This is a genomic window from Rhizobium tumorigenes (assembly GCF_003240565.2).
GTDB classification, from domain to species: domain Bacteria; phylum Pseudomonadota; class Alphaproteobacteria; order Rhizobiales; family Rhizobiaceae; genus Rhizobium; species Rhizobium tumorigenes.
The window spans coordinates 592244-614252 of record NZ_CP117255.1 but is presented as its reverse complement, the minus strand read 5'-3'; the positions used below and the strand labels follow the sequence as shown (position 1 = coordinate 614252).

20 protein-coding genes and 1 tRNA gene are annotated in these 22009 nt (G+C 61.3%); 13 read left to right on the top strand and 8 right to left on the bottom strand.

Annotated elements, in window-relative coordinates:
• Positions 1 to 70 precede the first annotated feature (70 nt).
• The 3 genes from PR017_RS02990 to PR017_RS02980 form a co-directional block, all read right to left on the bottom strand.
• On the bottom strand, positions 71 to 1855 hold the full coding sequence (locus PR017_RS02990; protein WP_240539007.1) for a GGDEF domain-containing protein: 1785 nt from the start codon (positions 1853 to 1855) through the stop codon (positions 71 to 73).
• A gap of 185 nt (positions 1856 to 2040) precedes the next feature.
• Positions 2041 to 2295, bottom strand: a complete 255-nt coding sequence (locus tag PR017_RS02985) for a ribbon-helix-helix domain-containing protein (RefSeq protein WP_111220181.1) — start codon at positions 2293 to 2295, stop codon at positions 2041 to 2043.
• 189 nt (positions 2296 to 2484) lie between these two features.
• Complete coding sequence (locus PR017_RS02980) at positions 2485 to 3033, bottom strand: HdeD family acid-resistance protein (protein WP_111220179.1); 549 nt, start codon at positions 3031 to 3033, stop codon at positions 2485 to 2487.
• 170 nt (positions 3034 to 3203) lie between these two features.
• Here PR017_RS02980 and betI point away from each other — a divergent pair, with 170 nt between their 5' ends.
• The 3 genes from betI to betB are packed head-to-tail and all read left to right on the top strand — an operon-like array spanning position 3204 to position 6794.
• Entirely contained in the window at positions 3204 to 3803 is a 600-nt protein-coding gene (betI, locus tag PR017_RS02975) for a transcriptional regulator BetI (protein WP_111220177.1), read from the top strand.
• The gene (betC, locus tag PR017_RS02970; RefSeq protein ID WP_111220175.1) at positions 3800 to 5329 is read left to right on the top strand and encodes a choline-sulfatase; all 1530 of its coding nucleotides are present in this window, start codon (positions 3800 to 3802) and stop codon (positions 5327 to 5329) included. The genes betI and betC overlap by 4 nt, the downstream gene beginning before the upstream one ends.
• Before the next feature lies 1 nt (position 5330).
• Positions 5331 to 6794 (top strand): betaine-aldehyde dehydrogenase, encoded by a 1464-nt coding sequence (gene betB, locus PR017_RS02965; RefSeq protein ID WP_111220173.1) that lies wholly within the window; start codon positions 5331 to 5333, stop codon positions 6792 to 6794.
• An 11-nt stretch (positions 6795 to 6805) separates the two neighbouring features.
• On the opposite strand, the gene PR017_RS02960 is transcribed toward betB, so the two are convergent.
• Together PR017_RS02960 and PR017_RS02955 are read right to left on the bottom strand one after the other, a co-directional pair.
• Entirely contained in the window at positions 6806 to 7168 is a 363-nt protein-coding gene (locus tag PR017_RS02960; RefSeq protein ID WP_111220171.1) for a helix-turn-helix domain-containing protein, read from the bottom strand.
• 6 nt (positions 7169 to 7174) lie between these two features.
• Positions 7175 to 7420, bottom strand: a complete 246-nt coding sequence (locus PR017_RS02955; protein WP_111220170.1) for a type II toxin-antitoxin system RelE family toxin — start codon at positions 7418 to 7420, stop codon at positions 7175 to 7177.
• 93 nt (positions 7421 to 7513) lie between these two features.
• Between PR017_RS02955 and betA the strand changes: the two genes are divergently transcribed.
• A complete protein-coding gene (betA, locus tag PR017_RS02950) occupies positions 7514 to 9166 on the top strand; it encodes a choline dehydrogenase (protein ID WP_111220168.1) in 1653 nt (550 codons plus the stop codon).
• Positions 9167 to 9193: 27 nt separating this feature from the next.
• Here betA and PR017_RS02945 read toward each other — a convergent pair whose 3' ends face one another.
• Complete coding sequence (locus PR017_RS02945) at positions 9194 to 10252, bottom strand: LacI family DNA-binding transcriptional regulator (protein WP_111220166.1); 1059 nt, start codon at positions 10250 to 10252, stop codon at positions 9194 to 9196.
• A 566-nt stretch (positions 10253 to 10818) separates the two neighbouring features.
• On the opposite strand from PR017_RS02945, the gene PR017_RS02940 reads away from it, so the two are divergent.
• Entirely contained in the window at positions 10819 to 12186 is a 1368-nt protein-coding gene (locus PR017_RS02940) for a chloride channel protein (protein ID WP_111220162.1), read from the top strand.
• On the opposite strand, the gene PR017_RS02935 is transcribed toward PR017_RS02940, so the two are convergent.
• The gene (locus tag PR017_RS02935; RefSeq protein WP_111220750.1) at positions 12187 to 12633 is read right to left on the bottom strand and encodes an RrF2 family transcriptional regulator; all 447 of its coding nucleotides are present in this window, start codon (positions 12631 to 12633) and stop codon (positions 12187 to 12189) included. It abuts the gene before it with no gap.
• Between the two features lie 359 nt (positions 12634 to 12992).
• Between PR017_RS02935 and PR017_RS02930 the strand changes: the two genes are divergently transcribed.
• The 3 genes from PR017_RS02930 (at position 12993) to cysN (ending at position 16267) form a co-directional block, all read left to right on the top strand.
• Positions 12993 to 13724, top strand: a complete 732-nt coding sequence (locus tag PR017_RS02930; protein WP_111220160.1) for a phosphoadenylyl-sulfate reductase — start codon at positions 12993 to 12995, stop codon at positions 13722 to 13724.
• 103 nt (positions 13725 to 13827) lie between these two features.
• Positions 13828 to 14781, top strand: a complete 954-nt coding sequence (gene cysD / locus PR017_RS02925) for a sulfate adenylyltransferase subunit CysD (protein ID WP_111220158.1) — start codon at positions 13828 to 13830, stop codon at positions 14779 to 14781.
• A 1-nt stretch (position 14782) separates the two neighbouring features.
• Positions 14783 to 16267, top strand: a complete 1485-nt coding sequence (gene cysN / locus PR017_RS02920; protein ID WP_111220156.1) for a sulfate adenylyltransferase subunit CysN — start codon at positions 14783 to 14785, stop codon at positions 16265 to 16267.
• Between the two features lie 43 nt (positions 16268 to 16310).
• Here the strand turns inward: cysN and PR017_RS02915 are convergent, their stop codons facing one another.
• Entirely contained in the window at positions 16311 to 17285 is a 975-nt protein-coding gene (locus PR017_RS02915) for a LacI family DNA-binding transcriptional regulator (protein WP_275113023.1), read from the bottom strand.
• Between the two features lie 339 nt (positions 17286 to 17624).
• Between PR017_RS02915 and PR017_RS02910 the strand changes: the two genes are divergently transcribed.
• From PR017_RS02910 to PR017_RS02890, 5 genes are all read left to right on the top strand, one after another.
• Complete coding sequence (locus tag PR017_RS02910) at positions 17625 to 17993, top strand: hypothetical protein (protein WP_240538986.1); 369 nt, start codon at positions 17625 to 17627, stop codon at positions 17991 to 17993.
• A 210-nt stretch (positions 17994 to 18203) separates the two neighbouring features.
• Positions 18204 to 19688, top strand: a complete 1485-nt coding sequence (locus PR017_RS02905) for an esterase-like activity of phytase family protein (RefSeq protein ID WP_206423169.1) — start codon at positions 18204 to 18206, stop codon at positions 19686 to 19688.
• Between the two features lie 165 nt (positions 19689 to 19853).
• Positions 19854 to 19930 (top strand) — tRNA-Pro (locus tag PR017_RS02900).
• 320 nt (positions 19931 to 20250) lie between these two features.
• Entirely contained in the window at positions 20251 to 21003 is a 753-nt protein-coding gene (locus tag PR017_RS02895) for a hypothetical protein (RefSeq protein ID WP_111220151.1), read from the top strand.
• A gap of 361 nt (positions 21004 to 21364) precedes the next feature.
• Complete coding sequence (locus tag PR017_RS02890) at positions 21365 to 22009, top strand: hypothetical protein (protein WP_111220147.1); 645 nt, start codon at positions 21365 to 21367, stop codon at positions 22007 to 22009.

The window sequence follows — 22009 nt, the reverse complement described above, 5'->3', positions numbered from 1 at the left end:
TCCATGACATCAGGGAGAGACGCACATAGGTCAGCAGGAGCGGAAATAAAAGGCGCGACGTCGCGGGGCGTCAATTGGTCTCGCAGAGTTGTTCGAAAACCAGACCGCTGGCGCTTTCCTTGGCCTTGGTCTTCAGGCCGGCGATCCGCTTGCTGACATTGCCGATGTCGTCGATCACCGTGCCTTCCGGCAATTCGACGACGCCGATAGAGCAGCGCATCAGCGAGAATATGGTTTCCGCGCCGCTGCGGTCATGGCCGGTAATAAAGCCACGCTCCCTGTCGTCGGACGGATAAAGTGCGGCGACATCGTTGCTGAAGTCGGCGCGCAGCCGGTCGAGCGTCTCGGTCAGTTCCTCGCGGCTGCCTCCGATGACGCCAATGAAAAAGTCATCGCCGCCGACATGGCCGAGGAAATGTGTGCCCAGCAGGAAATGGCGGCGCATCAGGGCTGCAAACAGCGAGATGGCGTGATCGCCGATGTGGAAACCGTATGCATCGTTGAACGGCTTGAAGGCATCGAAGTCGCAATAGCAGAAATAGCGGATGGCATCGACCGTGCCGCCGGCCGTCATGCGCATGAAATCGCGGATGGCATGGTTCCCCGGCAGGCCGGTCAGCGGGTTCTGGTCCTGCGCCGTCTTCAGCTGCTTTTCGGTCATCGCCTTGACCAGCGACGCCGCGGAGACGACGCCGGCATAGCGCAGGTCCTCGATGACGACGAGGCAGGTGGCATCGTCGACATCGGCGAAGATTCCCATCAGGTCATCGACGGTCGAGTTGATGCTGACGACGGGCGCCGGCTCCATGAAATGCGAGATCGTCCGCTCATAGGCCTTGTTCTTCAGCAGCTCGCGGCCGAAAGGCTGGTAGATATAGGCTTTCAGGCTGTATTCGTGGATAATGCCGCGCGGCTCGTTGTTGGCATTGAGGACCGGGAAATAAGCCTGTCGCGGATTGCGCCTGAAGAGTTCGAACACCGTGTCGATCGGCTCGTTTTCGAACACGGTCGGCAGCACCTCGATCTGCTTGCGGATGAGGATGTCGTCGAGCGACTGCAGGGGCGTGGCGGTCGATTTGTGATCCGGAAAATGCGACAGGCGCGGATGCCACTGGCTGACATCGGGCATCGGCCGGGCAATGAGCCAGCCCTGGGCCATATCGACGCCGAGATCCCGGCAAACCGCTAGCTCGCCTTCAGTCTCGATGCCTTCGGCGATGACGCGGGCACCGAGCATATGAGCCATGGAGACGGCGCTTTTCAGGAAATGTCGTTTGCGCATCGCGGTATCGGCACCGGTGACAAAATGACGGTCGATCTTGATATAGTCCACCACCTGGTCGCAGAGCAGCCGCATTTCCGAGTGACCTACGCCGAAATCGTCGATAGCCAGCTTGAAACCGGACTTGCGCATGTAGGCGATCAGGCCGGCGATCTCCGGAAAGGCACTGTTGTCGAAGCGCTCGGAAAACTCGAAGCAGACGGAAGACGGCGGAATGGACCGCGTCTTCAAAAGCCCCAGCAAACCCTCAACCAGCAGCAGGCCTTGCGGAATAAGCCGAGCGTCGAGATTGAGGAAAAGCGTCGCCTCGGCGCGGTTCGGAAGACTGGAGAAGGCGCCGAGCGCCAGCCGCTCCATCATCTGTTCGAGCCCGAACAACTGGCCGGTGCGCTCAGCCTCGTCGAGAGCCGCGACGGGGTCTGCAAAGCCGATGCGGTCATGGCCGCGCATCAGCGCCTCATAGCCAAAGATGGCCCCGGTCTGGATATCGACGATCGGCTGGAACGCGGTTTCGATGAGCGTCCATCTGGCGGCATCGAAGGGATGGCGCCGCACTGCCATCTCTTTGACCATACTCCCAGACATGCTCGTCTCCACTACCTCACGCGATGTCGCTCGAGTTGAAGATGGTTGTCAGGCGTCAACAAAAGCTTTCCGGTTCGTGAAGTTTTGATGACAAAAAGCCCTATCCCGGCTTTCACGCCGGCGTGCACCAACCTGCAGGAATAGTTTAGCTTTTCGGCCTTCACGCGGCAGCTTCAATTGTGGGCCGCAGCTGAAGCGTCGAAGTCGGCAAACATATCGGCGACGCGCCTGTCGGCACTGCCGGCCGCGTCGGGCAAAACCTTCGCAAGGTGGTGTGCGTCGCAAAGGTCGCCGCGCTTGCGTGCCGCCTCCCACATGCGCAGCGCCTCGCGCACGACTTCACTGCCGGATGCGTAATTGCCGTTGTCGACGGCGGCGCGGATGCCGGCGACCTGCACTGGAGAGATGGAAACAGTGACCATAGGCATGATATCGCCTCTCTTTGCCGTGTCTGGCCGAACTGCCAGATCAGCGCAGGCATCATGCCTGCGTTCAAGGTTCACTCAAGGGCGGCTTACGGCAGGAGGTACGGGCCTCACGCTGTGCTGCCACGTTTTCACGTTATGCCTGCGCGCCAAGCTTGTCAAAAGGCGGAACCAACGGGCGATTTCTTCTAATCAGCGCCTGAGGCCAAGTCCGAATGCAATCAGCGTCCAGCCCTGGAACATCAGGTCGACGGCGAGGAACAGGCCGAGTATCCACAGGCTGTTGACAGGCCAGCCGAGCGCGACCACGAAGCCGGCCACCATCGTCACGATACCGCTAAGGAGAATGAACCCCCAGCCCTTCGCCGGCTTCATCCTGCGGCCGACCCAGATGCGCAGGACGCCGGCAATCACCAGCGCGATGGCGAGCATCAGGGTAAAGACCGCCGAGGCCGGCAACGGGTTCATGAAGGCGAAGATTCCGGCCAGCGTGTAGAGCAGACCGCTGAGGATCCATGGCATGCTATGTTCCCAACCCCGCACCTGGAAGGCATGGATCAGATAAACGATACCGCCCAGCAGCATCAGCATGCCGACGTAGTAGACCGAGACGACGGTGGCGACGAACAGATTGCCGAAGGCAATGCCGCTGAGCAGCAACAGCAGGACGCCCAGCGCCACGAACCAGCCCCATTTGGCATGAGCGGAAGCGTGCGGCAGTTCGTTCAAACCCATGACCATGGCGACACCCGTTCCTGTTGCTTCTGCGTCTCGCGACATCCACGTCCTGAAACGCATTCTACCGCAAAAAGCCTTCCCCGCACACTGATCGAAATCAATTCGCAGGCTTTCCGATTTTTATTGATTGACGGCTCAATCAAAAATACGATGATCGTCATCAGGAGACGACGATGCCGAAAGTCGGAATGGAGCCAGTGCGGCGCGAGGCGCTCGTCAACGCTGCCCTCAGGGTGATCGGCGATCACGGATCGCTGAGCGTCACCATGTCCGAGATCGCCCGGGAAGCCGGTGTCTCGGCAGCGCTGGCCCATCATTATTTCGGCAGCAAGGAGCGGCTGCTGCAGGCAACCATCCGCTCTCTTCTAGGCCAGTTGCGCAACGACACCGTGACGGCGCTCAAGGCGGCGGCAGGCCCGCGTGAAAAGCTGTCGGCCCTGATCCGCGTCAGCTTCCAGGCAAACCAGTTCGCCCCGGAGACAATTGCCGCCTGGCTGGCCTTCTATGCCGAGGCGCAGCGCTCCGAGGAAACGCGGCGCTTCCTGGTGATCTATGCGCGCCGCCTGCGCTCCAACCTGCTCGCTAACCTCCGGCCGCTTTGCACTGCTGATGACGCGGAACGCATGGCCGAAGGCGCGGCTGCGATGATCGACGGGCTTTATATCCGGCAAAGTCTGCGCTCGGTGCCGACGGGTATCGAAGCCTCCATTGCGTTGACCGAAGATTACATAAACACTCATCTGACCGCCCTTGGCAAAGGATCGACGCCGTGACCGAGACCAAGCCGAATATCCTGATCATCATGGTCGACCAGCTCAACGGAAAGTTCTTTCCGGATGGTCCGGCGGAGTTCCTGCATGCGCCGCACCTGAAGGCACTGGCAGCACGCTCGGCACGCTTTGCCAACAACTACACTTCGTCGCCGCTCTGCGCCCCTTCCCGCGCCTCGTTCATGGCCGGCCAACTGCCGAGCCGCACCCGTGTCTACGACAATGCCGCCGAATATGTCTCGTCGATCCCGACCTACGCCCACCACCTTCGCCGCGCCGGCTACTATACGGCGCTGTCCGGCAAGATGCATTTCGTCGGGCCCGACCAGTTGCACGGCTTCGAGGAACGGCTGACGACGGATATCTATCCGGCCGATTTCGGCTGGACGCCGGATTACCGCAAGCCCGGCGAGCGCATCGACTGGTGGTATCACAATCTCGGCTCGGTGACCGGCGCCGGCATTGCCGAGATCACCAACCAGATGGAATATGACGACGAGGTGGCGTTTCTGGCCAACCAGAAACTCTATCATCTCAGCCGCGAGAACGACGACCAGAGCCGCCGACCATGGTGCCTGACGGTGTCCTTCACCCATCCGCACGACCCCTATGTCGCCCGCCGGAAATACTGGGATCTCTATGAAGGCTGCGATCAGCTGATGCCCGAAGTCGGCATGCTGCCCGACGAGCAGCAGGATCCGCATTCGAAACGCATCATCCACTCCTGCGACTACAAGAATTTCGAGGTCACCGAAGAGCACATCCGCCGCTCCCGCCAGGCCTATTTCGCCAATATTTCCTATCTCGACGACAAGGTCGGCGAGCTCATGGACACGTTGACGCGCACCCGGATGCTTGACAACACGCTCATCCTGTTCTGCTCCGACCATGGCGACATGCTCGGCGAGCGCGGGCTTTGGTTCAAGATGAACTTCTTCGAGGGCTCCGCACGGGTGCCACTGATGATGGCCGGCCCCGGCGTTACTCCCGGCCTGCATCTGGCGCCGACCTCCAACCTCGACGTGACACCGACCATGGCCGACCTTGCCGGCATATCCATGGAGGACATCATGCCCTGGACAGACGGCATGAGCCTGAGGCCCGTCATCAATGGCGCCGAGCGCACCGAGCCGGTGCTGATGGAATATGCGGCGGAAGGCTCCTACGCGCCGCTCGTCTGCATTCGCGAGGGCAAGTGGAAATACATCCACTGCATGCTCGACCCTGACCTTCTCTACGACCTCGACACCGACCCGCTGGAACTCACCAATCTCGCCGACGATCCGGACTTTGTCGAAGTCGTCGCCCTGTTCCGGCGCAAGCGCGAGGAACGTTGGGACATGGGCGCCTTCGACGCCGCCGTGCGCGAAAGCCAGGCGCGGCGCTGGGTCGTCTACGAGGCGCTGCGCAACGGCTCCTACTATCCTTGGGACTACCAGCCGCTGCAGAAGGCCTCGGAGCGCTACATGCGCAACCACATGAACCTCGATACCCTCGAAGAATCCAAACGCTATCCGCGCGGAGAATAAGATGAAAGCCCAACCGAAAGCCTCGCACTTCATCGACGGCGAATATGTGGAGGATACGGCGGGAGCGGTGTTCGAAAGCCTCTATCCGGCCACCGGCGAAGTCATCGCGCGGCTGCATGCGGCAACGCCGGCCATCATCGAGAAGGCGATCGCGTCTGCCAAGCGTGCCCAGCCGGAATGGGCGGCTATGAGCCCGACGGCGCGCGGTCGCATCCTGAAGCGCGCCGCCGATATCATGCGGGAACGCAATCGCGAACTGTCGGAACTGGAGACGCTGGACACCGGCAAGCCGATCCAGGAGACGATCGTCGCCGACCCGACCTCGGGGGCCGACAGTTTCGAGTTTTTCGGCGGCGTCATCGCAGCCGGCCTGAACGGCAGCTACATCCCGCTCGGCGGCGACTTCGCCTACACCAAGCGCGTGCCGCTCGGCGTCTGCGTCGGCATTGGCGCGTGGAACTACCCGCAGCAGATCGCCTGCTGGAAGGGTGCGCCAGCGCTTGCCTGCGGCAATGCGATGGTCTTCAAGCCATCCGAAAATACGCCGCTGGGCGCGCTGAAGATCGCCGAAATCCTGCATGAAGCCGGGCTTCCCAAGGGCCTCTACAACGTCATCCAGGGGGACCGCGATACCGGGCCGCTGCTGGTCAACCATCCCGATGTCGCCAAGGTGTCGCTGACCGGCTCGGTGCCGACCGGCCGCAAGGTGGCCGCCGCTGCCGCCGGCAGCCTGAAGCAGGTGACGATGGAACTCGGCGGGAAATCGCCGCTGATCGTTTTCGACGATGCCGACATCGACAGCGCAATCGGCGGCGCGATGCTCGGAAACTTCTATTCGACCGGCCAGGTATGCTCGAACGGCACCCGCGTCTTCGTCCATACCGCAATCAAGGGCGAGTTCCTGAGGCGCCTGAAGGCACGCACCGAGGCGATGGTGATCGGCAATCCCATGGACGAGGCGACGCAGGTCGGGCCGATGGTGTCGCTCGCCCAGCGCGACAAAGTGCTCGCCTATATCGCGGCAGGCAAGGCCGAGGGCGCAACGCTGGTTGCCGGCGGCGGCATTCCGAACAACGTTGGCAGTGAAGGCTATTACATCCAGCCGACCGTGTTTGCCGACGTCACCGACACCATGACCATCGCCCGCGAAGAGATCTTCGGGCCAGTCATGTGCGTCCTCGATTTCGATGACGAAGAGACGGTGATCGCGCGGGCCAACGGCACAGAGTTCGGCCTCTCCGGCGGCGTCTTCACCGCCGATATCACCCGCGCCCACCGCATCGTCGACCGGCTTGAAGCCGGCACGTTGTGGATTAACACCTACAATCTCTGCCCCGTCGAAATCCCCTTCGGCGGCTCCAAGCAATCCGGCTTCGGCCGCGAGAATTCGCTGGCAGCGCTCGAGCACTATTCCGAGCTGAAGACGGTCTACGTGGCAATGGGCAAGGTCGAGGCGCCGTATTGACCATGGATGGATCAGTCCGCCACGTCGACGACGAGATCGTCGAGATCGACCTTGAGGGCTGTAGCGATACGCTTCAGCACATCGACACTGCCGGTTTTCTTGCCTGCCTCGATCTCAGAGAGATAAGGCTGCGAAATTCCGGCGGCCGTGGCAAGTTCGGTTACAGTCATGCGACGGTAGTTTCGGAAGATACGAACGGCATTTCCGCCATTGGCACGCGCCTCAACGATCTCCAAGGGCCAGGTTTCTTCTCCTGCAGAAATCCCGGCCAGGACAGCATTTGCTCTCAGTCCATCGACCAGATCCTCGTAGTCCTCTTCACTCAACAGCACGTAGGGTTTGCCGTCGATCTCGAACCTCTTGATATCGCCCATTGTGGATCACTCCTTGTAGATACTGCCCCGCGGACCGGCATCGATGACCACGACAATCCTACCCTTGTCGTCGATGATGACGCGATCCTGTCCGACCCTGATACGGTAGAGATTTCCGCCCTTCATCTTCTTGATGTCGACAATCTCTCCGCGCGCATAGGCTTTGACTTTTTCAATGATCGCCAGCCGCCGTTTTGGCTGCATGCGCATAAGCGCTTTGTCGGCAAGCCTGGATACGACAACGTCCCTCATTCCGACACCATCGCCCTGAGCTATACCGCCTGTAACAATGATAGCGCATCGCGATACATCTGTCGCCCTTTTCAATAGACGTCTGGAGCCGCCATGCAGCAAGCAGATTTCGTCATCATCGGGTCCGGTTCGGCAGGGTCGGCCATGGCTTATCGGCTGTCGGAAGACGGCAGGCATTCGGTAATCGTGCTGGAATATGGGGGCACGGACTTCGGGCCGTTCATCCAGATGCCGGCGGCGCTCGCCTGGCCGATGAGCATGGATCGCTACAACTGGGGATATCACTCCGAGCCGGAGCCTCACCTCAACAACCGGCGGATCACCGCGCCGCGCGGAAAGGTGCTCGGCGGCTCCTCGTCGATCAACGGCATGGTGTATGTGCGCGGCCATTCCGAGGACTTCAACCGCTGGGAGGAGCTTGGCGCGCGGGGCTGGGCCTATGCCGACGTGCTGCCCTACTTCAAGCGCATGGAAAACAGCCATGGCGGCGAAGAGGGCTGGCGCGGCACCGACGGGCCGCTGCATGTGCAGCGCGGCGGCTTCACCAATCCCTTGTTCCACGCCTTCGTGGAGGCCGGCAAGCAGGCGGGCTTCGGGACCACCGACGACTATAACGGCTCGAAGCAGGAAGGCTTTGGGCTGATGGAGCAGACCATCTACAAGGGTCGACGCTGGTCTGCCGCCAATGCCTATCTACGCCCCGCCCTGAAACGCCCGAACGTTACGCTGATCCGCTGCCTTGCCCGGAAGATCGTCGTCGAGAACGGCCGTGCCACCGGCGTCGAGATCGAGCGCGGCGGCAAGGTCGAGGTCGTCAAGGCCAACCGCGAAGTGATCGTGGCTGCATCCTCGTTCAATTCGCCAAAACTGCTGATGCTGTCGGGCATCGGGCCGGCGGCGCATCTGAAAGAGATGGGCATCGAGGTGAAGGTCGACAGGCCGGGCGTCGGCGCCAACCTGCAAGACCACATGGAGTTCTATTTCCAGCAGGTCTCGACCAAGCCGGTGTCGCTCTATTCCTGGCTGCCATGGTTCTGGCAGGGCGTGGCGGGGGCGCAGTGGCTTTTTACCCGCTCGGGGCTTGGTACCTCCAACCAGTTCGAGGCCTGCGCCTTCCTGCGCTCGGCGCCCGCCGTCAAGCAGCCCGACATCCAGTATCATTTCCTGCCCGTGGCCATCAGCTATGACGGCAAGGCGGCCGCCAAGAGCCACGGGTTCCAGGTCCACGTCGGCTACAACCTGTCGAAATCGCGCGGTGCCGTGACGCTGCGCTCCTCCGACCCGAAGGCCGATCCGGTGATCCGCTTCAACTATATGAGCCATCCGGAAGACTGGGAGAAATTCCGCCACTGCGTGCGGCTGACGCGTGAGATTTTCGGCCAGAAGGCTTTCGACCACTACCGGGGCCCTGAAATCCAGCCGGGCGCCGAGGTGACCTCAGACGAGCAGATCGACGCATTCCTGCGCGAACACCTGGAAAGCGCCTATCACCCATGCGGCACCTGCAAGATGGGATCGAAGGACGACCCGATGGCCGTCGTCGACCCCGAAACCCGGGTCATCGGCCTCGACGGCCTGCGCGTCGCGGACTCGTCAATCTTCCCGTCGCTGACCTACGGCAACCTCAACGGCCCATCGATCATGGCCGGCGAAAAAGCCGCCGACCACATCCTCGGCCGCCAACCGCTCGCCCGCTCCAACCAGCAACCCTGGACCAACCCGCGCGCTGATATCAGCGACCGGTAATCCTATTTCGACAGCCGCGCCCGCCGCCTATCGCCGGGGCGCGGCTGTGCTTCTGCGGACCACCAGATCGACCGCCATGACATCCCCATCCGCCGGCATGGTGGCGTCAAGTATGGACGCGACCGCGCGTCGCGCGATTTCCGGCAGCGGCTGGACGACGGTCGTCAAGGCGGGCTGTGACAAAGCCGCTTCCGGCACGCCGTCGAAGCCGACCACGGACACTTCGCCGGGCACGGCGATGCCACGAGCCGCGAGCCACTGCAGCGCCAGAATGGCGATGTGGTCGGACATGGCCAAAACGGCAGTTGGCGGCGCAGGCTTTGAGAACAGCTCCGTCATTGCAGCCTCGACCGTCGGCTGGTCGTTCAGCGTTCCGAAGAGAGGCATATCGTCGGGCCCGATACCGAACGTCTCCATCCCTTGCCAGTAGCCACGCATCCGCTCCCGCATGCTGCCGCCCAAAACCTCGTCGATCCGCGAAAGCGGCAACAGCCCATGCGGAACATCGTGGTTTCCGATGGCCAGTATGGCAACGTTCCTGTGGCCGAGTTCGCCCAGATGCCGCGCCGCCGCCGCCGCACCGGCCCTGTTGTCGATGCCGATCTTCGGGACCGAGGCGTCGTCCTCGCCAAGCGCCAGCGCGATGAAGGGCAACTGCCGCCGGCGTGTCAGGTCGACCAGCCTTTCTCCACCTTCGACACAGAGCAGGATAAACCCGTCGACCAAGGCACTGTTGACATTCCAGGCCAGCTTTTCCTGGTTTTTCGCGGACACCAGCGCGATCCCGGTTCCACTCTCATCGCAGACGTCGCCAATCGCCGTCATGATCGCGCGTGCCCAAGGATCTTCAAAAAAATATGACAGCGGCTCGACCGTTGCCACGCCGATCGCATTGACGCGCCCTGCTCGCAGCAACCGGCCCTTTACGTCGGGCCCCCTGTAGCCCAACGCGGCAGCGACCTTCAGGACATGCTCGCGAACCTGTTCGCGCACTACCTCCGGCCGGTTGAAGACATTGGAGGCCGTCCCCTGCGAGACCTCCGCCACCCGCGCGACGTCGGCAAGTTTTGCGCTCTTTTCCTTCATGCCCTACCCCGACTGCACCGAAAGCGAAGCATACCGCGTCCTTTGTATCGATTCAACTTTTGCTTGACAGGCAACCCCCCGTCAGCAATATTGAATCGATTCAAAACCAGTCAGCTCTCTTGCCAAACCGGGAAAGCTGTCGTCATGCCACCGATTTCGAGTCTGTATGCGGATCTCTACATCGAGCGCTTCGGCGACCCGACCGATCCCGAACCTGAAACCCCAAATCCGCCGCCTACAGCGCCTGCGGGTTTTGCCGGTCGCCTGCTCAGGAGATTTTTCAGGCGCGGCACGTGCAAAAGGACGACAGCATGGTCTTTTACCCTGCCCATCGACCGGCGCTTTCGGTGAGAGATCGGCCTAAATCCCGGGCCGGCAGAGGCGCGCCATGCCGGGCCGCGAGCGCTAGATCGCCAAAGCCGGAAAGGCGGCGACCGGCCGGGGCTCAGTGGTACCCCCGACCGATTCCAACTTGCAACACGCGCCAGCGGAGTCGATAAGGGGGTCTTCGCCCAGAGGCTCAATTTGCCCGAACTCAGCCATTTTTTCAGCAGTCCAGAGCTCCCATGCCTTCCTCCTCCTATCGAAAATCGAAGTTCCTACGCCGCTCCCGCGCGGTCTGGGGGTCGCATGGGACCTGGCGAACACGGCTCGTGTTCTGGGCGGGGGCGGTCGCCATCGGGTTGATCAGCGTCGGCTTTGCCAAGGCGGCAGACATGGCGCAGCGGCTTTTCGGTGCGGTGACGACCTCCGGCGACTGGGGATTTCTGTTGCCTCTCGCCATCACCCCGGTCGGGTTCGTGCTGTCGGCGTGGCTTGCCATCACGCTGTTTCCGAATTCGCAGGGAAGCGGTATTCCGCAGGCGATCGCAGCGCGGCACCTGCATCAGGAGGACGACCGGGTGCGGCTGCTGTCGCTGCGGGTAGCGGCGGGGAAAATCCTGTTGACGATCCTCGGCCTGCTTTCCGGCGCCTCGATCGGTCGCGAGGGACCGACTGTCCAGGTCGGCGCCGCCATCATGCTGGCAGCGGCCCGGTTCGGAGGCATGGCACAGGCACGCGGGCTGATCCTTGCTGGCTCTGCGGCCGGGATCGCTGCGGCCTTCAACACGCCGCTGGCCGGCATCGTCTTTGCCATCGAGGAGATGAGCCGAACGTACGAGGCCCGTGCCAACGGGCTGGTGCTGACGGCGGTGATCCTTGCCGGCCTTGCGGCTCTCGGGCTCTCCGGCAGTTACAATTATTTCGGCACGGCGGTGACGTCGCCGACTTTCCTTGCCGATTGGGGCCTGGTGCTGGTCTGCGGTATTGGCGGCGGCGCGCTCGGTGCCGGTTTCAGCGGACTTGCCCTGCATTTTGGCCTGCGTATCCGCCGCTGGGCCCAGCCGCAACCTCTCCTGCGCATGCTGATGATGGCAGGTGGCTGCGGGCTGGCGGTGGCTGTCATCGGCGTCATCTCCAAGGGCAACACGTTTGGCACCGGATACGAGCAGGCGCGCGGCGCCGTCGAGGGGCATTCGTTGCCGCTGCTGTTCTTCGTGGAAAAACTGCTGGCAAGCTTTTTGTCGATGATTTCAGGTATTCCGGGCGGGATCTTTGCGCCGTCGCTCGCAGTCGGCGCCGGTTTCGGCAGCACGGTCGGGCACCTCATGGGCACCAGCATCGCGCTTGCCGCCATCCTCGGCATGGCCGGCTATTTCGCCGGTGTCGTGCAGGCGCCGATGACGGCCTTCGTCATCATCCTGGAAATGACCGGCGATCATCAAGCGGTCATCCCGATCATGGCAGTGTCGATGCTCGGTTATGTCACATCACGGATGCTATCGCCGGAGCCGCTGTATCACGGGCTTTCGCGTGTCTACATCGCTGCAGCTATCCGCGCACGACGAACGCATGACAAGGATGCCGCGCGGACCGACGCGGGCTCGGCCTGATCAGGCAAGCAGCCTTGTGACCGTGGCGCTTTCGGGCCGGCGGATGGCATCGGCGATGGTGGTGTTGAACAGGACCTTGCGCATGGCATCCGCAACCTTGGCGAAGACATGATGGATTTCGCAGCCTTGCTCGCCGTCGCAATCGCTGCAGCGGCGATAGGCGGTCAGCGACAGACAGGGAAGCGGCGCGATCGGGCCGTCGATGATGCGCAGGATTTCCCCGAAAGTGATCTCTTCGGCGGATTTCAGCAAAAGGTAACCGCCCTGCTTGCCGCGGCGGCTTTCGACGATGTCGCGGTGCTTCAGTTCCAGCAGGATCTGTTCGAGAAATTTCTTGGGGATCTTCTGCTGCGCGGCGATCTCGGAGATGAGCATCGGCTCGCCTTGATCGGCGCGCGCCAGGATGGTCAGCGCCCTCAATGCATATTTTGCCTTCTGGGTGATCATCTGCAATGCCATTCATCCACGGCGCAGGGGCGCCTTTTGCTTGGTGAACACCCCTTTTGGCGGATGCCGCCTGAACCGGAATTGAACGCGTGCGGCCGTGATGCCTATAAAATTGAAGATTGCAGCAGAAATCAGTTTGACATCCGGCGGTTAACTCTACTAGATTGGTAGATATAAGCGTTGGCATCTCTGACAGCGCTGGCCCGAGCGGCGACGGTTGCGGCAAAAGCGTTTGCTTTTGCGCTGCCTCGGCGGTTGTGAGAGATATTTGCTCACACCGAGGCGTTTAAGAAATCCCATTCCTGTCTTTTTCGGCGACCTTCTGCGATGCTGTTCGCACTTTCAGACAAGGTTTTCCGATGACTGCCATCAACTCCATCGAAGATACGCAAACATTGAACGCAGCGCTGGCAGGCCTCGACCTCGCCGGCCGATTGTCGCTGGCGGCCAGCCTCGGTCGCGCGGTGTTCACCACCAGTCTCGGCATCGAGGATCAGGTGATCACTGCCGAGATCGGCACGCACCGGTTTCCAATCGACGTCTCGACGTTGCAGACGGGCCGGCTGTTTGCCGAAACGCTGGCGCTGATCGACGAGACGGAAAACCGCTACGACATTTCGATCCACCGCTTCGAGCCAGAACAGGCCGACATCGACGCCTTTGCGGCGCGCTACGGGATCAACGGCTTCTATGAGAGCGTTGAGGCAAGGCATGCCTGCTGCGGCGTACGCAAGGTGTTGCCGCTTGCCCGCGCACTTGCCGGCGCGACGATCTGGGTTACGGGCCTTCGACGCGGCCAATCGGCCAACCGCTCGGATACGCCTTTTGCCGAATACGATGCGGAGCGGCACCTGTTGAAAATCAATCCGCTGGCCGACTGGGATATTGATCGCATCCGCGCCTATGTCTCCGACAATGCCGTGCCGATCAATCCGCTGCATGCGCGCGGTTATCCTTCGATCGGTTGCGAGCCCTGTACCCGCGCCATCAAGCCCGGCGAGCCGGAGCGCGCCGGCCGCTGGTGGTGGGAAAACGACGAAACGCGCGAATGCGGCCTGCATGTTGCCGAGGATCCTGTCGTTACCGCTTGAACCTTCCCCCGCGTCTCTGCAAATTCCAATCTCGACTTGCGAGACGCAATTCCCTTTATACCGGCCCTACCTGCGGCCGGAGACGACAGAGTTGGAGTAGACAATGGCCGACAGCCGTCCGGATACGGAACTGCACAATCCGCAGAGCGTAAAGCCGCCGCTCGATCCGCACCTGAAAGCGCTGGAAAACGAATCCATTCATATTTTCCGGGAAGTGGCGGCTGAATTCGAACGGCCGGTCATGCTCTATTCGGTCGGCAAGGATTCGTCGGTGCTTCTGCATCTGGCGCGAAAGGCCTTCTATCCCGGCCGCGTCCCCTTCCCGCTGCTGCACGTCAACACCGGCTGGAAGTTTTCCGAGATGATCGCCTTTCGCGACAATATCGCGAAGACCTACGATCTCGACCTCATCGAGCATATCAATCCGCGCGGTGCTGCCGAGGGCATTACCCCCTTTACCCATGGCTCGTCCGACTTTACCGACATCATGAAGACGCAAGGGCTGCGCCAGGCGCTCGACGCCGGCAAGTTCGATGCGGCCTTTGGCGGTGCGCGCCGCGACGAGGAGGCAAGCCGCGCCAAGGAGCGTATCTATTCCTTCCGCACTCCCGAACATCGCTGGGACCCGCGCAACCAGCGGCCCGAGCTCTGGAATATCTACAACGGCATGATCCGACAGGGTGAGAGCGTGCGCGCCTTTCCGCTGTCGAACTGGACCGAGGTCGACATCTGGCGGTATATCCAGGCCGAGGACATTCCGCTGGTACCGCTTTATTACGCCAAGAAGCGGTCTTACGTGGAGCGCGACGGGATGATGATCCTCGCAGAAGATCCGCGGCTGGAGCTTCTGCCCGGCGAAGTCCGCCAGGAAGGCATGATCCGCTTCCGCACGCTTGGCGATTTCCCGCTCACCGGCGCCATCCGGTCGGAGGCCACCACTCTTGACGAGGTGATCGGCGAACTCGAAATTGCAACGGTTTCCGAACGGCAGGGACGCGCGATCGATCGCGACCAGTCCGGCTCCATGGAAAAGAAGAAGCGTGAAGGATATTTCTGAGATGACTGTCGCCAGTGCCGCAAACGTCGTCCATCTCGCCCCGGCCGAGCCTTTGAAAGCCGTGCGCGATACCCGCCCGCTGCGCCTCATCACCTGCGGCAGCGTCGATGACGGCAAGTCCACGCTGATCGGCCGCCTGCTCTGGGACACCAAGGCCATCAAGGAAGACCAGGCCGCAACGTTGCGCCGGGACTCCACCGGCAAGCAGAACGACCTCGGGCTGCCCGATTTTGCGCTCTTGCTGGACGGATTGCAGGCCGAGCGCGAACAGGGTATCACCATCGATGTCGCCTATCGCTACTTTGCCACCGACAACCGCTCCTTTATCGTTGCCGACACGCCCGGCCATGAACAGTATACCCGCAACATGGCGACGGGGGCCTCGACGGCGGATCTTGCCATCCTGCTGATCGATGCCCGCGTCGGCATTCTCGAGCAGACGCGCCGTCATGCGACGATCGCGTCGCTGCTCGGCATCAAGCAGTTCGTGCTGGCGATCAACAAGATCGATCTTACCAACTACGATCGCGCCGGCTTCGACAAGATCGCCCATGATTTCAAGGAATTTGCCGCGACGCTCGGCGTCAGGCAGATTACCACGATCCCGATGTCGGCGCTGAAGGGCGAAAACGTCGTCTATTCCGGCGCTGCATCCATGCCGTGGTACACCGGCCCGACGCTGGTCGAGGCGCTGGAACTGGCAACTGTTCGTTCGTCGCAGGCTGTCGGTTTCCGGATGTCCGTCCAGCGCGTGTCGCGGCCCGGCGAAAGCTTTCGCGGCTATCAGGGCACCGTGGCCGGCGGCTCGGTGAAGCCTGGCGACAGCGTGTTGATCCTGCCATCGGGCATGGTCGCAAACGTCGCCAAGATCGTCACCTTCGACCTGGTGCGCAACGCAGCGGTAGCGGGAGATGCGATCACGCTCGTTCTCGACCGGCAGGTGGACGTGTCGCGCGGAGACATGATCGTTGCCATCGACCACCAGCCGCAGGTCGGCCTTTCCTTCGATGCGCAGATCGTCGCGCTGCAGCCGGAAGGGGTCCACTCTGGCAAGCGCTACTGGCTGAAGAGCGGCAGCCGCCGCCAGCGGGTGCAGGTGCTTCCGATCAGCCAGCTGGAATTGATCAGCGGCGCATGGAACCCTGCCAAGGCCCTGCCGATGAACTCCATCGGGAAGGTGCAACTGATCTTCGACCAGCTGGCGATTTTCGACCCCTACGAGCAGAGCCGCTCGACGGGGGCTTTCATCCTGATCGATGCAGACACCAACAACACGGTAGCCGGCGGCATGATCTCGGGAAAGCGTGCCGACTTAGGCGCGTACGATCCTGACCAGACGCGCGTGCTACTCTCCCTGCCGGCAGACCTTGCCGAACAGATCATGGCAAGCGACCTCTTCGCCAGCCGTCGGGACGAGGCAAAAGTCCGACGGATGACCTCCGCAGAAGCAGCCGATCTCTGGTCGGACGCGGCAAGCGACATCTGAGCGAACCGATCAGTCAGGGGGCCACATCCCCCTGACCTAACCCTTAAAGCGTCGTTCCACGCACGATCAGCTTGAAGCCAAGCTTGCGCCGGCCGGCGATTTCCCTTCCGCCGATCGCTTGGATCAGCATATCGGCAGCCTCGAAACCGAGTTCGAAGCGCGGGATATCGACGGTCGTGATGGCCGGATGGGCGGAGGCTGCGAATTCGAGATTGTTGATGCCGCAGATGCCGAGATCGCCGGGCACGCCGATGCCGCGACGCTGGCATTCGAACAGCACGCCGAGCGCCAGATCGTCGTTCTGGCAGAGTACCGCATCGACATCGGGCGCCCGCGCCAGAAGATCGGAGAACAACCGGCAACCGAGTGCCACACTGGTCGGCTCATCCTCCATGACCGTCAGGCGCGGATCGTGCATGCCTGCAGCCTGCAACACGTTTTCGTAACCCTGGCGGCGCCGGCTTGACCGGACATCGAGGTAGCCGCCGAGCAGGCCGATGCGGCGATATCCGCCGGATACAAGATGACGTGTGGCCGCCTCGCCGACAGCCTCGTGGTCGATGGCCGCAGCCATGGGCTCTTCGGGCTTCTGGCTATGATCGAGGATGTAGGACACGGGGCAGGTCGCCGAAATAACGGTCGGGGCAATCCGCTCGCAGCATTCGGTGCCGACGAGAAGGATGCCTGCCGGGTTCTGCGCCAGCAGGTTGCGGATCTGACCCGTCTCCTCGCCGCCGCTGTACATCGTACAGGCATATTGCGTGTGCAGACCGGTGTTGCGCATGCGGGCCTCGATACCGCCCATGACATCTGAAAGTATCTGGCTGTTGAGCGCCGGGGCAAGAACCGCGATGATACCGCTATGACGACCAGCCAGAGCCCGCGCGGCCAGATCGGGCACATAGCCCATGTCCTCGATTGCACGCAGGATGTTTTCGCGCAATTGCGCGGAAACCTTGTCGGGTGCGCGCAGGACACGGGACACTGTGATGGCGCTCACGCCCACCTTCTGCGCCACGTCCCTGAGCCTGACCCGGGTCCGTTTGTTCCGCCTGGTGCCTGGCTCCGTTCCAACGCTGTCCTGCAACTAAGCTCCTGTCCTTGTGAAGCCCGACGGTGCGGCCAGGCCTGGCACTCACATCCGTCTCGCGTGTTTCTTTACGAAGCCGGATACGGCTGGATCACCGCCAGGCGGGGAAGATGCGAAACATGGCGGAATTCCGCCCGCAGAATGGCTCAACATCCTCTATTTGTTTCGACATTTATATCGACCGTACACAATTTGTGTGCCCCGAAAGTGCTGATATAGCGGTGCAGACGCTAGTCTTGCCTTTAGTCGCTGATATATCCTCATCCTATGGACACCAATCGCGTTTTGAAATTCAGCGTCTGGATTTATATCGCAGCCCTCGTCGTGCTGACGCTTGCGCATGTGAATTGGCAGGCCGAGATTGGCAATCCGTTCAACATCTACCATATCGTCGCACTTTGCATCGCAGGCTGCCTGGCCCGACTGGCCTACCCTGACTCACCGTCTTTCGCCTTCCTGATGATGATTGCCACCGTCAGCGCTCTGGGGCTGGCCCATGTGCTAACCATCGGCAATGACGGTCGCCCGTTCGATATCATCGTCAATATGGCGAGCGGCATGTGGGGCGTCGCCCTCGGCGCTGTTATCGACAGGACGCGCCTCCCCTCGGCCTTCCGCCGCGGCGCCACCGACTGAGATACCGCTATCCGCGACTGTGCCATCCTGCTTGCAGTGTGATCCGCCAGGGTTGTGGTATCAACATTTCAAAACCTGTCATCCAGCTATCATGTTGCCGCCATAAACCGTGCTGAACGGTGGCGGGGCTTTGTCGATCTCTTGAAAAAGACAGCTCCATCTCCGAAGCCGCAGCCGATGCGGTGCCGATCATTGATGGAGGATATTGCGATGAAGACCCCGGTATTGAAGACGATCCTGCTTTCGACAGTCCTCCTGACGGCTTTTGCGGTGGCTCCGGGCCGTGCCGACGATACCGCTCCGGCCGCTGGCCAGACACTCGTCAACAAGGGTCTCGTCGGCATCGGCCGCATCCCGGCCAGCCAGCGGGATTCGTTCGGCGAGACATTCGGCTCCGGCTCGGGCATGGCGATAGATCCCCGCACCTGGACGCGCACCGCCGAGGGGTACAAGGGCAAGCTCTGGCTGCTGCCGGACCGGGGATACAATGTCAGCGGCACGACGGATTACCGTCCCCGTCTCAATACCATCGACATCCAGATGACGCCGACCGCGCCGGGTACCGCACCTCCCTCGGGCAAGGAGCAATCCGGCGTCACCGCCACACTCGCCAGCACCATGCTTCTGAAGGACGACAAGGGTGCCGACATGACCGGCCTCGATCCGTCAGCCGGTGTGCGGCCGGCGAGCGCGACGCTGCCGATGCTGCCGCAGGCGTCCAATGGCAAGATCTCCCTCGACAATGAGGCGATCGCCCGCCTTGCCGACGGCTCGATGCTGATCAGCGACGAATACGGCCCGAACATCTATCATTTCTCGGCAGACGGCCGGCTCGTCTCGGCAACGCAGCCGCCGGCAGCGCTGATCCCGATGCGCGACGGCAAGCCGAATTTCGCCTCCAACAATCCCGGCCCGGGCGAGAAGGCGCCCGAGCCCAAGGATCCGCAGACCGGACGGCAGAACAACCAGGGCCTCGAAGGCATGGCTATGGCGCCGGATGGCAAGACCGTCATCGCTGTGCTGCAATCCGCCACGCGACAGGATGGCGGCGACAGCGGCACCACGCGCCAGAACACGCGCGCCCTCGTCTATGACGCCAGCGATGTCGATCATCTGAAGCTGGTGCACGAATATGTCGTGCCGCTGCCCGTCTTCACCGATGCCAAGGGCAAGACGGTAGTGGCCGCCCAGAGCGAGATCGTCGCGCTCTCGCCGACGACATTCCTGATGCTCGCCCGCGACAGCAACAACGGCTATGGCGTCAAGGGCGACAAGTCGCTGCACCGCGCTATCGATCTCGTGGATGTCTCCGCCGCCACCGATATCGCCGGCACCGCCTTCGACGCCGACAAGCCGGTGGCACCGAAAGGCGTGCTCGACCCCTCCGTTACGCCCGCCAAGCGCACGCCGTTTATCGACCTCAACGACGATGCGCAGCTTGCCCGCTTCGGCCTCCACAACGGCGCGCCGAACGACCGCAACAACTTGTCCGAAAAATGGGAAGCCATGTCGCTCGTAAGCGTCCTCGACCCGAAACTCCCCGACGATTACTTCCTGCTTGTCGCCAACGACAACGACTTCCTGACCCAGGACGGCTACCAGGTCGGCGCCGCCTACAAGGGAGAAGGCGGCGCTGACGTCGATACCATGTTCCAGGTCTTCCAGGTCACCATTCCAGGCCTCGCAAAGAAGTAGCCACTTGCCGGGGTGAGCCGGTATCGCGCTCACCCCGCTCCTCGGACCAAGCGATGTCGTGCGTGTTGCCAACCGCCAAATCGGCCTCACGATCCAAAAAACAGCACCCCGCAGATTCGGCCTTGTCTAACCAAAACGGCTGGTTTAAATACACGCAACTGGTCACGGAGTGTAGCGCAGTCTGGTAGCGCACCACGTTCGGGACGTGGGGGTCGAGTGTTCGAATCACTCCACTCCGACCAGTCAGAACCCCCGCTACGGCGGGGTTTTTTCGTTTCTCCTGATATGCCGTTCAGATTCCCACCATGGTTTTCACCATGAGAAACGCCTGTAAAATGCAACAAAAAGACGGCCAAGCATGAAGCCAGGCGGCCTTGGAGCCGCCCTAAACGCGCTCAGGGTAACGTTCGGCCACGCCGGGCGAAATAGCCGGCGGCGGCTAGTCTCTTAATGTTGACAACCCCTGAATGTCAGCGGCTCATGTGCTCGCCTACAAGAACGGAGGCTGGTTTGAGTCGGGCCATATCAAAGACCACGCGTTAGACAGCGGGAGATTCACGGAATGGCCAAAGCTTTACTGCAGGTCTGGACCCCTTGGAGAAATCAACTTATCTCCCAGCTCGATTTCTATTTCGAACAGGCGAATGAACGGTTGATAGCGCAGTTCGGCGATATCGAAGGTGAAGCGGAAACGCACGGTGAAGAAACATACCGTCGGCTCGAGACGACCCTTGACCCGGAACACTACGATCAAGCCGACGCTGCCGATATGGCACAAGACCAAAGCATAGAACGGTACGAAATGCTTTCGGACATGAGGAGAGATGTCCATTTGTCCGTCGCCGCCGGACTGTATCATCAATGGGAAAAAGAGTTGCGAGACTGGCTGTCGAGGGAACTCGCGCGCAGTTTTGAGATGGAGTATCTGGAGCCAAAAATATGGTCAGCTCTCATGAGCGAGATTCTCGACCTACTTGGCAACTGGGGGTGGGACGCTCGGGCACTTCCCCAGCATAACAAGATCGAAGCTTGCCGTCTGGTGGTCAACGTCTACAAACATGGTAAGGGCAAAGCACTCGATGCTCTCCAGTCGGGCTTCCCGGAATACCTGAGGGAATCGGACGATGACGAGATTTGGTCTAAATACGCGGATCATACCAGCTTGTCGGTCACGGCCGATCAGCTCGGAGAATTCCATGCAGCGTTTACGCAATTCTGGCAGGAGATTCCCGAAAACATTTTCTGGGACGGGAGCTTTGAAGTTCCAGACTGGTTTGAGAAGGCTGCGAAGAAGGCAAATACTAAACAGCAATAATCGTGCTTGCTTTGGTTGACTTAGACGACCTCCCGGTGCCGAAGCGCGGGAGCCGTCGAAGTTCGTGGGCTTCTGAGAGCTAGACCTCTATCGGTATCCACTGCCCGCTTTGTAGTTCGCACCATCGCTTGCGGTCAAGGATGACACGGCGGGCGATCAAGGTGCCGTCAGGCCGACGCTTGCACTCGGACAGCCAAGTTACGAGTGACCCTGACTGGTTGCGCTTGCCTCTTGTAACCTCGAAGAACTGAGGGCGGACTGCGGGAACTTGATCGTCAGCCCAGATTTCGAAGACGATCAGATCACTCGCTTGACGCGAAAACTCGGGCATGATCTCTAGCGACCAAACGGTGGGAATATCATGAAGAGCTTGTGGGCGTCGGTGGGGATCGCGTTGACGATGGTGTCGTCCGTGGGGGCGCGGCCTTTGCCGGAACAGGTTCAAACGCTAGGTCCTCTTTTGGGCACCATGGACGTCCAGAGCTTGCCATCGATATCGAATGGCAAGCTCCAGGGCTGCCAACTCGTTTTCGATGCTATCGCGCAGGATTACACCTACAACGACGGGGCGTTCCTGAAAATCTCGGGGTCGGCGTCGATCATGTCATCCGGCGGAAAAATGGGCGCGACGGTGAAGGTCGTCGCCGAGGTCCTCGATCCGACGTCGACCGACGCCAAGCTTATCCCGTCGGCACCCTCACGGGCTTATCTCATCGGCAAGAACTACACGAACAACCTGGGAAGCCTCGTGAACGCGGCCTCGACGTCTCCGGGCGCGTGGTTCGCGATCTACAACTTCCAGCCGTCTTTTACGATCTTGGTGGAGGCGATGTCGTCCACGACGTTGACAATTGGATTTAACCAGAACGGCGGGAACACGGACATACAGCTACCGATAGATTTGACAGTAGCAAGCACCGATGACGCCGGAAAGCGAACACACAGCACCGCGGCGCTCGATAATTATTCGAAATGCATCGGCATCCTCGGCGACCAGTTCAAGTAG